11 protein-coding genes are annotated in these 14477 nt (G+C 64.3%); 3 read left to right on the top strand and 8 right to left on the bottom strand.

Annotated features, from left to right (window positions below; translation table 11 throughout):
* Window positions 1-126: 126 nt before the first annotated feature.
* The 6 genes from HV675_RS26630 to HV675_RS26605 form a co-directional block, all read right to left on the bottom strand.
* A complete protein-coding gene (locus HV675_RS26630; protein ID WP_175114450.1) occupies window positions 127-1047 on the bottom strand; it encodes a glycosyltransferase family 2 protein in 921 nt (306 codons plus the stop codon).
* Window positions 1048-1090: 43 nt separating this feature from the next.
* Window positions 1091-3319 carry a polysaccharide biosynthesis tyrosine autokinase gene (locus HV675_RS26625; protein WP_377700718.1) on the bottom strand — a complete coding sequence of 743 codons (2229 nt, stop codon included), beginning with the start codon at window positions 3317-3319 and terminating at the stop codon, window positions 1091-1093.
* A gap of 162 nt (window positions 3320-3481) precedes the next feature.
* Entirely contained in the window at window positions 3482-4660 is a 1179-nt protein-coding gene (locus HV675_RS26620; protein WP_175114449.1) for a polysaccharide biosynthesis/export family protein, read from the bottom strand.
* Window positions 4654-5097, bottom strand: a complete 444-nt coding sequence (locus HV675_RS26615) for an arsenate reductase/protein-tyrosine-phosphatase family protein (protein WP_175114448.1) — start codon at window positions 5095-5097, stop codon at window positions 4654-4656. The genes HV675_RS26620 and HV675_RS26615 overlap by 7 nt, the downstream gene beginning before the upstream one ends.
* A 145-nt stretch (window positions 5098-5242) precedes the next feature.
* Window positions 5243-6661 carry a UDP-glucose dehydrogenase family protein gene (locus HV675_RS26610; RefSeq protein WP_175114447.1) on the bottom strand — a complete coding sequence of 473 codons (1419 nt, stop codon included), beginning with the start codon at window positions 6659-6661 and terminating at the stop codon, window positions 5243-5245.
* Between the two features lie 161 nt (window positions 6662-6822).
* Window positions 6823-8247 (bottom strand): undecaprenyl-phosphate glucose phosphotransferase, encoded by a 1425-nt coding sequence (locus HV675_RS26605; RefSeq protein ID WP_175114446.1) that lies wholly within the window; start codon window positions 8245-8247, stop codon window positions 6823-6825.
* Between the two features lie 545 nt (window positions 8248-8792).
* Between HV675_RS26605 and HV675_RS26600 the strand changes: the two genes are divergently transcribed.
* Window positions 8793-10331, top strand: a complete 1539-nt coding sequence (locus tag HV675_RS26600; RefSeq protein ID WP_175114445.1) for a mannose-1-phosphate guanylyltransferase/mannose-6-phosphate isomerase — start codon at window positions 8793-8795, stop codon at window positions 10329-10331.
* Between the two features lie 349 nt (window positions 10332-10680).
* Here HV675_RS26600 and HV675_RS32805 read toward each other — a convergent pair whose 3' ends face one another.
* Both HV675_RS32805 and HV675_RS26590 read right to left on the bottom strand, forming a co-directional pair.
* On the bottom strand, window positions 10681-12075 hold the full coding sequence (locus tag HV675_RS32805; protein ID WP_175114444.1) for a transposase: 1395 nt from the start codon (window positions 12073-12075) through the stop codon (window positions 10681-10683).
* A 537-nt stretch (window positions 12076-12612) separates the two neighbouring features.
* Entirely contained in the window at window positions 12613-12909 is a 297-nt protein-coding gene (locus tag HV675_RS26590) for a YciI-like protein (RefSeq protein ID WP_175114443.1), read from the bottom strand.
* Window positions 12910-13217: 308 nt separating this feature from the next.
* Between HV675_RS26590 and HV675_RS26585 the strand changes: the two genes are divergently transcribed.
* Complete coding sequence (locus HV675_RS26585; RefSeq protein ID WP_175114442.1) at window positions 13218-13514, top strand: PsiF family protein; 297 nt, start codon at window positions 13218-13220, stop codon at window positions 13512-13514.
* Between the two features lie 511 nt (window positions 13515-14025).
* A partial coding sequence (locus HV675_RS26580; RefSeq protein WP_175114441.1) for a hypothetical protein occupies window positions 14026-14477 on the top strand: 452 nt, incomplete at its 3' end.

Raw genomic sequence — 14477 nt, 5'->3', positions numbered from 1 at the left:
CGCAACTGCGCATTGAAACCGCACACGAAAGCCGCGCATGCAGACCACGCATCGAACGGCGCGCAACACCGTTGCGAAGATCCGCCCGACGACGACACCGCGCGCGCGGTTCGCAGGCGCCGCGCATCACAGCAGCGCACGGCGCGCCTCACGCGCGCCGGTGCGCACCGCCTTCCAGCGCAACCACTGCGTCTGCCGCCGCGCGAGCAGTGCGAGCACCGCGTGCACGGCGCCCGGGTACACGCGCGTGCCGACCAGCGTGTACCACCACCACGCGGTCTCGCGGCGCAGCGGCGGCAGTTGCGCGCGCAGGATCAGATGCAGGTTGTACGCGGCGTTGCGGATCGCGGTCATCGTCTGCGCGTCGCGGCGGTCGTCGTCGTGGCGCTCGGCCGGGAAGTGATCGACCGCGACGCGCGGGTCGTAGACAAGCTTCCAGCCCGCCTTCTTCACGCTCATGCTGAACGCCATGTCGTTGTGCACCTGCGCGCCCGCGCCGCGCAGCCGCGTGTCGAAACGGATCGTGCGGACTGCCGCGCGCCGGTAGCTCATATTCGCGCCCTTCAACACATCCACTTCGCGCGCGCCGCCGACACCGAGATGATGATTGCCGATAATCCTGCCCGACGGCGTCAGCTTGCCGACGAGCGGTTGTGAGCCGCTCAGCACGCCGCCCTTCTCATGGACCCAGTCGCGTCCGCCCAGCGCACCGAGGTGCGGGTCGGCGGCGAAATGCGCTTCGATACGCTGCACCCAGTCCGCATGCGGCGCGGCATCGTCGTCGGTGATCGCGATCACGTCGCCGCGCGCCGCATCGAGGCCGCGATTGAGCGCTGCGACCTGCCCCGGCACGTCGACGAGCGCGACCACGAGCGGCAACCGGCGGGCGGCCAGATGCGCGCGCAGGCACGCGTGCGTCGCTGCGTCGTCGGGACGCGCAATCACCACGACTTCGTCCGGTGCGCGCCGCTGCCGCTCGAGCGCGGCCAGACAGCGCGTCAGGTCGTCTGGACGGCGAAAGGTCGGCACCAGTACCGTGATTTTCATCGAGGCTCTCCGCTCAGCTTCAGGAGGTTTCGCGAGCAGACCATCAGGTGCTCAGATATTCCTGCACGGCTGCGTAACTGCGGTCATAACCGCCGCGCGCGCGCGAGGGCATCGCGTTGAAGATCGCGCCCTGCACGTGCACACCCGCGACGGAGAGCCGCTTCAGCGAATCGCTGATCTCGTTCTCGGTATGCATGCCTGAGCGCACGACAAAGAACGTCGAGCCCGCGTAGCCGCCGATGATCGATGCGTCGGTCACCGCCAGCACCGGCGGCGTATCGATCAGCACGACGTCGTAGCGTTTTTGCAGCGCGTCCAGATACTGCGGCAGACGCGGCGACATCAGCAGTTCGGACGGGTTCGGCGGACGTTCGCCGCACGAGATGAACGACAGCCCGGGCGTGTCGGTCTGGCGAATCGCCTCGTCGAGCGAGATCTGCCCGGACAGCAGTTCGGACAGGCCGTTCGCCTGCACGCCGCCCAGGTGGCGCTCGAGCGAGCCGCGCCGCATATCGCCGTCGATCATCAGCACGCGCTTGCCCGAGTGCGCGAGCAGCACCGCGAGGTTGACGGTCAGGAAGCTCTTGCCGACCGCCGGCATCGGGCCGGTCAGCATGATGATGCGGTTGCGCGCATCGATCAGCGTGAACTGGATCGAGGTGCGCAGGCTGCGCAGCGCTTCGATGCAGACGTCCTTCGGCTTCGCATTCGCGAGCACGAGGCGCTCGCGCGTGCCGCCGCGCACCACCTTGTTTTCGAGCACGGCCTGCTCGGCCGACAGCGGCACGAGACCGTACACAGGCAAGTGGAAAATACGCTCGACGTGCTCCGGATCGTCGATGCCCTTGAACATGTTGCGGCGGATCAGCACAAAGCCGGTGCCGACGATCAACCCGAGGATCGCCGCCGCGGAGAGAATCAGGAATTTCTTCGGCTTGACCGGATCGCCCGGCCGCAGCGCCGCGTCGACGATATGCACGTTGCCGCCGGTGCCCGCGCGCTGCACCGACAGCTCCTGCACGCGGTTGAGCAGCAGCACGTAGATGTCTTCCGCGACCTTCGCATCGCGTTGCAACTGCACCGCGCGCACCTCGGTAGCCGGCAGATCGCGGAAACGCGACGAGTAGCGCGTTTCCTGCGCCTGCAGTTCGGCCATCTGCTCGCGCGCCGCCTTCAGGATCGGGTGATCGTTCGCATAGGTCTGCTGCAGCGACGCGACCTGCATCTTCAGCGATGCGATCTGCTTCTGATAGTCGATTGCGCCGTCGAGGTAGATCTTCGCTTCATCGGACGCGTTGATCGAGCCGGACTTGCTCTGGTACGCGGTGAGCGCCGCCTCGGAGTTTTCGAGGTCCGCCTTCAGGCGCGGCTCTTCGCTCTTCAGGAAGTCGAGCATCCTGCTCGCGTCGGCCTGCTTGGTCTGGATGTGCTCGCGCAGGTACGACTGCGCGACTGCGTTCGCGATCGCCGCGGCCTGGTCGGGGTTGGTGCTTTCGAGCGAAATCTGGATCACGCCGGTCTGCTTGCCCTGCTCGGTCACCTTGATCGCCGACTGGAAGCCCGCGATCGCATCGAGATCGTTCGCGCGCGTCACGGTGAACTGCGTGCCCGGCCGCGCGACCAGCGTGTCGACCAGCATCGTCACGCCGCCGCCCTGTGCGGTCTGCCCGACCTGACCGTGCAACAGCAGCGCGCCGTCCGGCCCGTGCAGCTCGTACTGGCCGTCCGCGAGCGCGGTCATCGTCATCTCCTTGCCTTCGAGCGCCGGCGTCACGTCGACCGAATCGACGGCCACCTGCTCGCCGCCCCACGCGTACGAACTCAGGCCGAACCACGGCTTCGCGAGGCCGCCGGACCTGTCCAGACGCGCGGCGAGGCGGCCGAGCACCGGCAGCGTCTTCGGCGTGACCGAAAAGTTCAGCTTCATCTCGTGCACGACGGGCCCCAGCACGCCGCGGCTTTTGATGATCTCCATCTCGGCGTCGGTGGGCAGCGCGCCCGCCGCGGAACCGGTCGTGATCGGCGCGCCGGACTGGTTCTGCGTGAGCGCCTGCGACGTGTTGTCCTGCGTCTCGACGCGCACGTGTGCATCGGCCGAATAGACCGGGCTCGCGATATAGCAGTAGAAGCCGGCCAGCGCGACGATCGTCGCGGCGATCGCGACCAGCCACCAGATGTCGTCGATGATCGTCTGGATCAGCTGGCCGAGGACCACGTCTTCTTCCTCGGTGCGGCCCTGGACGGCCAGATGGGTATTGAATTGAGTACTCACGGTTCAGTCCCGGTTCGGGTTCGAGGCTTACTGCGATTTCAGGGCGGCGCGGGCTGTGCAATCGTTGCGACACACATTGCAACAGCCGCCCGCCGGCGATTCTCACTGCGCGGCAACGTCACGCGGCCGCCGTCGCTGCGCGACGGCGGTCACGAAACGGCATCAGTTCGTCAGTTCCTTGATAAAGAACACCGACTGCAACGCAGGCAGAATCTGCTGGATCATGCGATTGAAGGTGGCCCCGGCAGCGGTGCCGACGTACACGACATCGAGCGGCTGCAGCTGGAACTGCGAGCTCAGCATCACCGCATCAGGCTGCGTCATGTCGAGCCGGAAGATCTCCGGCGAGGTTGGGTTGTCGCGCATGCCGCGCATCACGAAAATCTGCCGCGGGTTGGCATCGGTATCGAGCAGGCCGCCCGCGCCGGTCAATGCATCGGCGATCGTGAAGCGGCCCTTCAGCATGCTCAGCGTGACCGGCGTCTTGACCTCGCCCATCACGAAGATGCGGCTGTCGGTGCGATCCGGCACATTGATCACGTCGCCTGGCTGCAGCGTCACGTTCTGCGATACGTCGCCGCGATCGAGCATCGCGTCGGCGTTGAGAATGTAGAGCTTCTTGTCGCGCGTGAGACGCACGCGCTGCAGGTCCGCGTCGGGGTTGGTGCCGCCCGAGCGCGAGATCGCATCGACGAGGTTGAGCGGCACGTCGCTGATCGCGAGCGGCCCCGGCGTCTTCACGTCGCCGGTCACTTCGACGCGCTGGCTGCGAAACGCGAGCACGCGCACGTCGACCTGCGGGTTCTTGATGTACGGCACGAGCGCGATCGACAGTTCGTCGCGAATCTGCGCGGTCGACTTGCCGGCCGCGCGAATGCGCCCGACGAACGGAAAATAGATGGTGCCGTCCGGGCCGACGGTCTGGCCGAACGGATCGGCCTGGCCCGGCAGCGCGGTCGTGTACGGCTGCTGCAGCGTGCTCGCGATCGACTGCGTGGTGTTGCCGCCGGTCGACAGCGTGGTGCCGCTTTGCGTCGTCAGTTCCGGGTGATTCCACACGGTGATGCCGAGAATGTCCTGCGGCTCCACGTGATAGATGTAGTCGCCGCCTTTGTAGACGGACGGCGGCAGCGGCGGCGGCGCCATCGCGGCAACGAACTTCGCCTGCGCGACGATCAGCTGCGCGTCGATCGTTTTCACATCGTAGGTCGGCGCGGGACCGGTCGACGGCTGTTCATTCAGGCGCGCCGTGTCGAGGTGATAGCCGGGCGCGACCGAGCATGCCGACAGAAATATCGTCAGTGCAACGAAAAATAGACCAGTGATTTGTCGCTTCAGCATATTTTATTGAGCCATCCCATGACCAGATGTTCGATGAGCACGAGGCTTTCGCGATAGTGCCGCTCTTCGCCGCCGTGCGGGTCGACCACGTCGGCCCCTTCCCACTTGCCGAGCGCGTGGACCTTGCCGCGTGCCGCCGGGTCCAATGCTTCGACGTCCTTAACCTGACGCTGCTCCGTAACGAGCACGAGGTCTGCGTCGCGCACCATCCGTTTGTTCAGGCGCCGGGCGTGATGCTCTCCGGCCGTGACGCCGCGCTCTTCGAGCAGGCGCCGCATCACCGGATCCATGCCGTCGCCGTCGACCGCGCGGATACCGGCGGAGTGAAAAGCAATCGGCGCGCCCGGGTGTCCGCTGCGACGTGCCTTGAACAGCATCTCGGCCGCGGGCGAGCGGCAGACGTTGGCGTGGCACACGATCAGCACATTGGAGAACATGGCGGCCTCCGTAGATTGCGTTGGCGGTTTAGCGGGTCTTTTTCTGTATGAGCAGTCAAAAGTTTTCAAGCGGTTTGTCAAAATGACGTGCCCGCGGCCTCACGCACTGCTGCGTCAGCGAGGCCGCGGTTCCCGGCATGCAGGATCAAAGCGGCGTGGCGGCCATCGCCTTCGACGCATCGCGCGCCGTCGCATCCTGCTGCGCATGCTGCCGGCCGATCGCGTGATACTCGATGCCGAGCTCGCGCATCGCATCCGGCTCATACAGGTTGCGGCCGTCGAAAATCAGCGGCGTCTTCAGATGCGTTTTCAGGCTGTCGAAATCGGGACTCTTGAACACCTTCCATTCAGTCAGAATGACGAGCGCGTCGGCATCGCGCGCGGCCTCCATCTCCTCCTGCACGAACGACAACCGCGCATGGCGCTGCGGCATATGCTGCAGATCGAGCGCCAGCACGCGTTGCGCTTCGTCCATCGAGACCGGGTCGTAGGCCTTCACCTTTGCGCCGCGCGCCAGCAGCTCGGCGATCAGCGGACGGCTCGGCGCTTCGCGCATGTCGTCGGTATTCGGCTTGAACGCAAGGCCCCACACCGCGAACGTGCGGTCCGACAGATCGCCGCCGAGACGCTCGACGATCTTGTTCGCGAGAATCTTCTTCTGCGCGTCGTTGACCGCTTCGACGGCTTCGAGAATGCGCAGGCCCTGACGATGCTCGTTCGCGGTGCGAATCAGCGCCTGCACGTCCTTCGGAAAGCACGAGCCGCCGTAGCCGCAGCCCGCATACAGGAAGTCGTAGCCGATGCGCGGGTCCGAGCCGATGCCGCGGCGCACCGCTTCGATATCGGCGCCGACGCGATCCGCGAGATTCGCGAGCTCGTTCATGAACGAGATGCGCGTCGCGAGCATCGCGTTCGCCGCGTACTTGGTGAACTCGGCCGAGCCGACGTCCATATACAGCGTGCGCTCGCGGTTGCGGTTGAACGGCGCATAGAGGCGCTTCATCATTTCGCGCGCCTTTTCGCCGGGCACGTCCTCATCGCAGCCGATCACGATCCGGTCCGGGCGCGTGAAGTCTTCGACGGCCGCGCCTTCCTTCAGGAATTCCGGATTCGACACCACCGAGAACATCTGCTTCAGGCTGCGCGCGGCGAGCTCCTGCGTGACGGCGCCGGCCACGCGGCGCGCAGTGCCGACCGGCACCGTCGACTTGTCGACGATCACCTTGAAGCCTTCCATATACTTGCCGATGCTGCGCGCGGCGGCGAGCACGTATTGCAGGTCCGCTGAACCGTCTTCGTCCGGCGGCGTGCCGACCGCGATGAACTGGATGTCCCCATGCGCGACCGAGGCCGCCACGTCGGTCGAGAACTTCAGGCGCCCCGCCTTGCGGTTGCGCGCGATGATCTCCTGCAGGCCGGGCTCATGGATCGGCACGCCGCCGTCGTTGAGCACATCGATCTTGCGCTGATCGACATCGAGACAAAACACATCGTTGCCGATGTCAGCAAGACACGCGCCCGTTACGAGGCCTACGTATCCGGTTCCAATGATCGTCACATTCATGAATCACACCTCGGGAAATTGAGTGGTCGACTGGGACTCGAAAAAATACAAAGCGAATACAACATGAACTGGCGTGCGCGGCATGCATGCGAAAGCGCGGCGCGCTTCACGCAAGCCGGCGTGTGCTGAAGACGCCGGCGCGCACGGGCATAGTGCCGTTTTCAGTACGCATTGCTGCCGACGAAACCCTTCCAGAAAGTCAGCACGACGATCTTCATATCCAGCCAGAACGTCCAGTGCTGCATGTAATACAGATCGAGCTTCACGCGGCCCATCATCTTTTCGATGCGGTCGGTTTCGCCGCGGTAACCGTTGATCTGCGCCCAGCCGGTGATACCCGGCTTGATCCGGTAGCGGTGCATATAGCCGCGCACCAGGTCCTTGTAGATGTCGTCGTGCTCGAGCGCATGCGGGCGGGGCCCGACCACCGACATCTCGCCCTTGAGCACATTGATGAACTGCGGCAGCTCGTCGAGGCTCGTGCGGCGCAGGAAGGCGCCGACCGGCGTGATGCGCGGGTCGCGGCGCGTCGCCTGGGTGATCTTGCCGGCTTCTTCCTTGTGCATCTTCATCGAGCGGAACTTGTAGATTTCGAACTCGTTGCCGTCGATGCCCTTGCGCTTCTGCCGGAAAAACACCGGCCCCGGCGACGACAGCTTCACGAGCACCGCGATCACGACCAGCAGCGGCGACAGCGCGGTCAACGCGGCCAGCGCGAACAGGCGATCGAACACGCGCTTGGGCAGCACGCGCAGATCGGTGATCGGCGAGGCCGCGAGATTGATCGCCGGCACGCCGAGCAGATCGACCATCGGCTGATTGAAAAGCGTCAGGCTGCGCACGTCCGGAATAAAGCGGATATTCACGAAATCGTTGCGGAACTCGGTGACGAAACGATGAATCGTGCGCTCCTTCGACATCGGCAACGCCATCCACAATTCACGCACCGCGTCGCGCCGCATCATCTGCACGAGCCTCGCAAAGTCGCGCTCGACCGGCACGCCTTCGACATCGTGCGGCCCGAGTTCGGTCGCGCGCGGGTCGTCGAGCGGATCGCCTTCGCGGCGGTTATGCGCGCCGTCTTCCGTATAGATGATGTGCGGCATGAAGCCCGCCTCCGGGCGGCTTCTGATCTGCTCGACCAGAAACTTGCCGTACGGCACGCTGCCGACGATGGCGACCGCCTTCTGGTTGAAGCCCTCGCGGCGCAAGCCCTTCAGCACCGTGTGCACGAGCGTCTTCGAGACGATCAGCAGCAGCACGCTCGCCACCGCCCAGAATCCGAGCCACAGGCGCGACAGCAGTTCCGCGCGGTGCAGGCTGAAACTCATCAGAATGCCGGTCACTTCGACCAGCAGCCAGCCGCACGTCACACGCCACAGCAGGTCGTACAGCGACTTGCCGCGCCACGACTGATAAATGCCGAGCGCGGGAAAAAACAGCACGATCAGCAGGCAGTCGACCGTCAGCGAAATGCTTTGCATGTCGTCGAGCCACGCGAAGTGCCCCGCATGCACCGCGGCCGCGATCATGGCGCCCAGGGCGACCATCGCAATGTCGATGATTCTCGATAGAACGCTCAGCATGCTGCTGCACCTCGTTGAACAATCTGATTCGGGCCATAACGGCCGACCTTGCGGTCCGCTATGTCAACCGGTCGGGCGGCTATATTTATCGCGCGGGAATGGCACTGGCGATTAAGTGAATACCCTCGTACTAGTGTGAATAAAGGAGCATTAAAATTCGCGCCGCAAGCTCCTAAAAAAAACAATTTGTATCGGTAAGCATTGCCCGATTTTTTCAGAATTTATTCAGCAAGATTTACCTTTTCCGGCGCCTGGAAATGCATTTCCAGCGTAATCGGCACGGACTTCTGCGCGTTTCTTACAGTACTTTCACCAACCCGTCCGCGCGTTGTTGTATTCATGCAGTTCGGATTCGTATGAGAACTGAATCCGGCCATTTCTCAATGCTCATATTTATCTGATTTTTTAAGTTCTCGTGACTTAAATCTATCGCAATTCAATGGGGAAAATTTCTAGAAAAATTCTCATAGAATTATGCGAAATTTTATTGAGCAATTAAGACGTGCTAAAACTCGAAGCACTCACCCCTGCTCGAGGAGTTAACCATGAGTGCTCTCGGTACGGCATCAACCGCCGTCCAATCCCGGCCCGCGTTTTCCGCGCCGCTGTCCGTCAAGCTCAAGATCCAGCCAGTGATTCTGGCCGGTGGCTCCGGCACGCGGTTGTGGCCGATGTCGCGCGAGCAGCACCCCAAGCAGTTGATCGGCCTGCTCGGCGAAGATTCGCTGCTGCAGTCGACGACCCGGCGTCTCGATGCGCTCGACGCCGGCTATCCGGTGGCCGAGCAGCTGGTGGTGGTATGTAACGAGGAGCATCGCTTCACGACAGCCGAACAACTGCGCGTGACCGGCAAGGCGAGCCGCCTCATGCTCGAGCCGGTCGGCCGCGACACGGCGCCCGCGCTGACGGTTGCCGCGTTGTCGGTGGCAGCGCAGGATGAAGACAGCATCATGGTCGTGATGCCCGCGGATCACGCGGTGGCCGATCACGCCGGCTTTCAGGCGGCAGTCGCCGCCGGCGTGCAATACGCGGCGGCCGGTCATATCGTGACGATGGGCGTCGTGCCGGCGCGCGCGGAAACGGGTTATGGCTATATCCGCATCGGCGCGCCGATGCCGGCCGCAACGGGCGAAGGCGTAGGCGCGGGCGGCGCGCGCCGGCTCGAGCGCTTTGTCGAGAAGCCGCATCTCGAGCTCGCGCAGCGCTACGTCGAATCGCAGGAATACTGGTGGAACAGCGGCATCTTCATCACGCGTGCGTCGACGTGGCTGAAGGCCATCAAGCACTTCCATCCGGCAATCTATGATGCGTGCGTCGCCGCCCATGCGGGCGGCAGCTCGGACGGCGACTTTTTCCGGCTGCAGCGCGACGCATTTGCGAATTGCCCGTCGAACTCGATCGACTATGCGGTGATGGAGCAGCTCGGCGGCGATACGGCGGTGGCAAGCGGCGTCGTCGTGCCGCTCACGGCCGGCTGGTCCGACGTCGGCTCATGGGACGCGATCTGGCAGATCCTGCCGAAGGACGACGCCGATAACGTCGGCCGCGGCCGCGTGATGTTCGAAGGCGCCGAATCGACCTTCGCGCATTCGGAAGGCCGCCTGATCGCCTGCGTCGGCACGCATGATCTGGTGGTCGTCGAAACGGACGACGCGATTCTGGTCGCCGACAAATCGCGTGTGCAGGACGTGAAGAAGGTGGTCAGCCGGATTCGCAGCGAGCGCGGCGCCGAGGCGACCAACCACCGCAAGGTGCATCGGCCGTGGGGGCATTACGATTCGGTCGATATCGGCGAACGCTTCCAGGTGAAGCGCATTGTCGTGAAGCCGGGTGCGCAACTGTCGCTGCAGATGCACCATCATCGCGCGGAGCACTGGATTGTCGTGCGCGGCACTGCGCTCGTCACGCGCGGCGAAGAGCGATTTATCGTGTCGGAAAACGAATCGGCGTATATCCCGCTCGGCGTCACGCACCGCCTCGAAAATCCGGGCAAGATGCCGCTCGAAATCATCGAGGTGCAGTCGGGTTCGTATCTCGGCGAAGACGATATCGTTCGCTTCGACGATACGTACGGTAGGCGTTAAGCGTTCCGGGTGCGAGAGGCGGGCATCGAGCGTCTCGCCCGGATGCCTGCTTCGCGATGACCGGCGGCGCGTTGCCGCCGGGTTTGGCCGTCTATCTGGTTCGTGCTCGCCGGGCACAGCACGACATCGTGGATGTGCGCCGTTCATCCTGTGTTGTGTGTGTGCGCACTGAAGGCGCACAGCACACACTCGAACGATCTCAGCCGCAGCGACTCCGCATCTGCGCGATGAATCCAGTCAGATTCAACTCGAGACCCAAACTCGGGTTTCAAACCTGGTTTCAAGCACGCGTTTCCAGCGCGGATTTTCAACCGCGATTTTCTCCGGCGATCACACTCGGCATTCGTGTTCAGCGCACGTGCGAAAGAAGTTTGCGCGTGGGCGGAAAGCGGTCCGACGACTTGTTGTCGGCAGCCGCGGCGCCGCTGTCGCCCGGATAGCGACGCAACTGCAGACGATGATGCGCGTTCGCATGCTGCGGGTACGACGCGGCGCCCGTTTGCTGCGCGTTGCCATTGCCGTTGCTGCCATTGCTGCCGTTGTTGCGATTGCCCGCGGCAGCCGGCAGCGCGCTCTTCGCCGCCGCCGATTCCGGCATTGGCCGCGTGACAGGCGTGTGTGCGGTTTGCGCGGCGTGTGCCGGCTGCTGCCCGGCCGCCTGCTGTTCCCCCGCCGGCGCCGACATGGTGGCATACGACTTCACAGTTGCGCGTTGCGCCGCCGCGGCATGGCTTTGGGCATCCATCGCGAATCCGCCTTGCGTGATGCCGCATTCGCGATCGATCCAGTCGGCCGCCCAATCGAGTGCGAACTGACGCGCCGCTTGCGGATCGTCGAAACGCGGACCGATCAGCCCGGAGCGTTCGACGCGCCGCCCGTCTTTCATGATCTCCGCCCACGCACGATACATTGCGCTCGCCACGCGCTCCGCGGCCACGTAGATCACATAGCCGCGTGCGTCGTCGAACTGCGCGCCGTCGGGCATCGCGAGATTCATCCACAGCGGCGTGTGACAGTCCTCGTGCCCCTGTGCGTGACCATGCCCGGCAGCGGCATGCGACGCGTCCCCGGCTTGCCCGTCGAACGCATGCGCCGCATGAGCGGAATGACCGCCGTACGCCGCATCGGCCGCGGCGTCGCGTGCATCATGCAACGCGTGTTGCGCGCCGCCGGCCAGCTTCGCTTCGCGCGCGTTCGCTTCGGTATCTTCAATATCGGCTGCGGGCACGATTTCGTTGGCGACCGACTCCGCGTCGATCTCACCCGCGAGTTGGCGCGTGATGTCAGCCATCGCGCCAAGCGGACGCCAGCCGTTCGAGACGCAGGATGGACCCGGCGCCGTTTGCCATGATTCCGGGCTCTTCCAGAACACGCCACGCACGGTGTCGTCGCGCGGCTTCGGCGGCTCGACTTCCGGCGACGGTTTCGCCGCGCTCGCAGGCGGCGCCGGTTCAGGGATATACGCGAACGTGCGGCCGGTCTCGGACAACAGGCGGACCATTTCGATCAGGGTGCCGTTCGCCTGCCATTCTTCAAAGCGGCGGCGGCAGGTCGGGCCGGACGGATAACGTCCAGGCAGTTTCGACCAGGGCTCGCCTGTGGTGAGAATCCACAGCACGGCGTTGGCGACGATGCGTGGTTCGGCGCGCGGCCGTCCACGGCGATTCAACCGGACGGCTGGCTCATCGGAAACGAGCGCGGCTAGCCTTGCCCATTCGTCATTGCTTAGCTCATCGAAAAACATGCATTTCTCCACGCGGGCCAGGCCAGGCCGCGGCTTTGGGCCGTCACGAACTTCTGGTGGTTCGTGTAAGCGCCCCCGGTTGCACAATATGTTTTCCGTTCCGGCCGGATTGCGAAGAAATCGCGCCGCGCAGCACTGCGTCAGTGCGTGTTTTCCCAATTACCGCGCACAGAACGTGGTCTCACTCATGCATGGGAGAATTTGTGCACGAAGCATACCATTACCAGGGTTTGCGTGAATGCGACGTGGGCAAGTGTTACGGATGGAAACAAACTTGTCCTGTTTGCTGGGTTGTTTTGATCGTTTTTGTCACGTAAACGTCGTGCATTCTGTTGCGGCGAACACGCGCTTTGTGACTTGCTCAAAGCCGTTTTAACGCGAGCGCGATTCGCTTATGCAAACCTCCGCGCGATTCGCCGCACAAGCCGCATCGCATGCAAATGCCCACCCTTCAGTTGGCATGCGTTGCGTGATTCATACGGTCGCGTGGTTGCCGCCGGCCCGTGCGCGTACACGGGCCGCGCGCGTCATGCGCGATCAGCGCATCGGCTTCGCCGCGTCGTCACCCACCACCGTCGTCCAGGGACGCACGCGCCAGCGTTTGACGAGCCCCGCGCGCACATACGGATCGGCTCGCGCGAAGTCTTCAGCGGGTTGCGTCGATGAACCTTTGAAGAGCAGCACCGCGAGGTCGGCCGGTTCCGCGAGCGCGCCGGCCAGTTGCAGTTCGCCGCGTGCGACTGACTCCCACGCGAGCTTCAGATGCGCGGTGCGAAACTCGCCGCGCCGCTCGAGATAGTCATCGACGAGGTCGTACATCAACAGATAGTGCATCGCGATCCTCCGTGGTTGACGCGCCACTTCAGCAGCACGCTGACGTGGCGCGCCTGCCGCACCGGCACGCGAAATCCGTTCGCGCGGCCCGCGGCAGGCGGCCCGCCCTCGGCTTCTGCTGCGATACATCATGCGCCACGACGCGCACACCCAGGGAAATACCTGCCCCGCCCGCGCACGTCACGGTCAACCGGCGCCCCCGCCGGCCCGTTCTGACAATTACCATTCAATACGATGGTGTAGCAGACAAGCCGGACGCTTTGGCACCGGATCGAACAACGACGAATAACGCTAACTTGGAGTGTCCCATGAAGATCCAATCCGCAATCGCCGCACTCGTGCTCGGCGGACTGCTCGCGGCCCCGGCCTTCGCCGAAAATAGCCAGCAGAGCAAAATGACGATGTGCAACAAGCAGGCCGGCGACAAGAAAGGCGATGACCGCAAGGCGTTCATGAAGAACTGCCTGTCCGCATCGTCGGCAATGGCCGCATCGGCGCCGATGACGCAGCAGGAAAAGATGAAGGCTTGCAACACGCAAGCGGCCGACAAGAAAGGCGACGACCGCAAGGCGTTCATGAAGACCTGCCTGAGCAACAAGGGCTAAGCCGTTCGCGTTCCTACCGGACGGGCGCGCGTCGGGATCGCATCCCGTTTGCATCAGTTTGCATAGCCGCGCGCCGGGTTCTTTCGCATGCGCGTTCGATGGCGAGCGCGCTTTGCTGCCTGCTGGCGTCGACGCGCGATCCCGTCTGCTCGACGTCAGCATCGCCACTTTCGCCACCGCTGACACCGCACACGACGCGCGATGCGATGCTCGTTGCGTCGTCAACCATCCGCGACCCGACGCGCGCGCGGGTGTCGGCTATATCCGTGCGCTGCATCGCGAATGCGCACTTGTCCCGCACGCCGTCCCGCTTTCCGCTCTGTTGCGCTCGCCACGGCCGCCTCGATGGCGCGGCGGGTTTGCCCATTCGCGTATCAGCGAATTGCGCCGGAACCGTTTTCTTCTATGATGGCGGCACAGACGGCCCACACCGCGCAATACAAGAACAATCGATACACCACCAGGGCCGCCGGCTTGTCGTTGATGCCAAAGAGCATGCACGGAGGCACGAATGGTTGGGAGACACAAGAATCGCTGGCTGCGCCGCTGGCTCATCACGATCATTTTCTGGTCGGTGCCGGTGGGCATCGTCGCGGTGCGCGAGATTCAGGAAGAGATGGCCTATAACCGGGTCGACCTCAACAACGCGCTGACCAGCTGGCAGTTCAGCGACGCGCAACGCGCGGCCGGTGCGCCGGCCCGCTGCCGCGGCACGCCTGACGATGCGCGCGCCGCCGGCTGCCCGGCCGACGTGCTGGCCGCCAACGCGCCGCGCCAGCAGGAAGCGATCGATGAATACAACCTGCGCCGCAAAACGCTCGCGTCTTACCTGTGGCACGCGTTCGTCGGCTACTGGGTCGTGCCGGCGGCGACGCTCTTTGTGATCGGTGCGGTGCTCGGCGGCATCCGGCGCGCGCTGCGCCGGCCGCCGGCGCCCCATGCGGCGCCCGGCGCCGCGCCAGG

Source organism: Paraburkholderia solisilvae (assembly GCF_902859875.1).
GTDB classification, from domain to species: domain Bacteria; phylum Pseudomonadota; class Gammaproteobacteria; order Burkholderiales; family Burkholderiaceae; genus Paraburkholderia; species Paraburkholderia solisilvae.
This window is presented reverse-complemented; position numbering and strand designations above follow the sequence as displayed.

Coding starts and splice junctions, on each gene's coding strand:
- HV675_RS26630 (WP_175114450.1), bottom strand. CDS start 1,047: ATGAAAATCACGGTACTGGTGCCGACCTTTCGCCGTCCAGACGACCTG.
- HV675_RS26620 (WP_175114449.1), bottom strand. CDS start 4,660: ATGCTGAAGCGACAAATCACTGGTCTATTTTTCGTTGCACTGACGATA.
- HV675_RS26615 (WP_175114448.1), bottom strand. CDS start 5,097: ATGTTCTCCAATGTGCTGATCGTGTGCCACGCCAACGTCTGCCGCTCG.
- HV675_RS26610 (WP_175114447.1), bottom strand. CDS start 6,661: ATGAATGTGACGATCATTGGAACCGGATACGTAGGCCTCGTAACGGGC.
- HV675_RS26605 (WP_175114446.1), bottom strand. CDS start 8,247: ATGCTGAGCGTTCTATCGAGAATCATCGACATTGCGATGGTCGCCCTG.
- HV675_RS26600 (WP_175114445.1), top strand. CDS start 8,793: ATGAGTGCTCTCGGTACGGCATCAACCGCCGTCCAATCCCGGCCCGCG.
- HV675_RS32805 (WP_175114444.1), bottom strand. CDS start 12,075: ATGTTTTTCGATGAGCTAAGCAATGACGAATGGGCAAGGCTAGCCGCG.
- HV675_RS26590 (WP_175114443.1), bottom strand. CDS start 12,909: ATGCACTATCTGTTGATGTACGACCTCGTCGATGACTATCTCGAGCGG.
- HV675_RS26585 (WP_175114442.1), top strand. CDS start 13,218: ATGAAGATCCAATCCGCAATCGCCGCACTCGTGCTCGGCGGACTGCTC.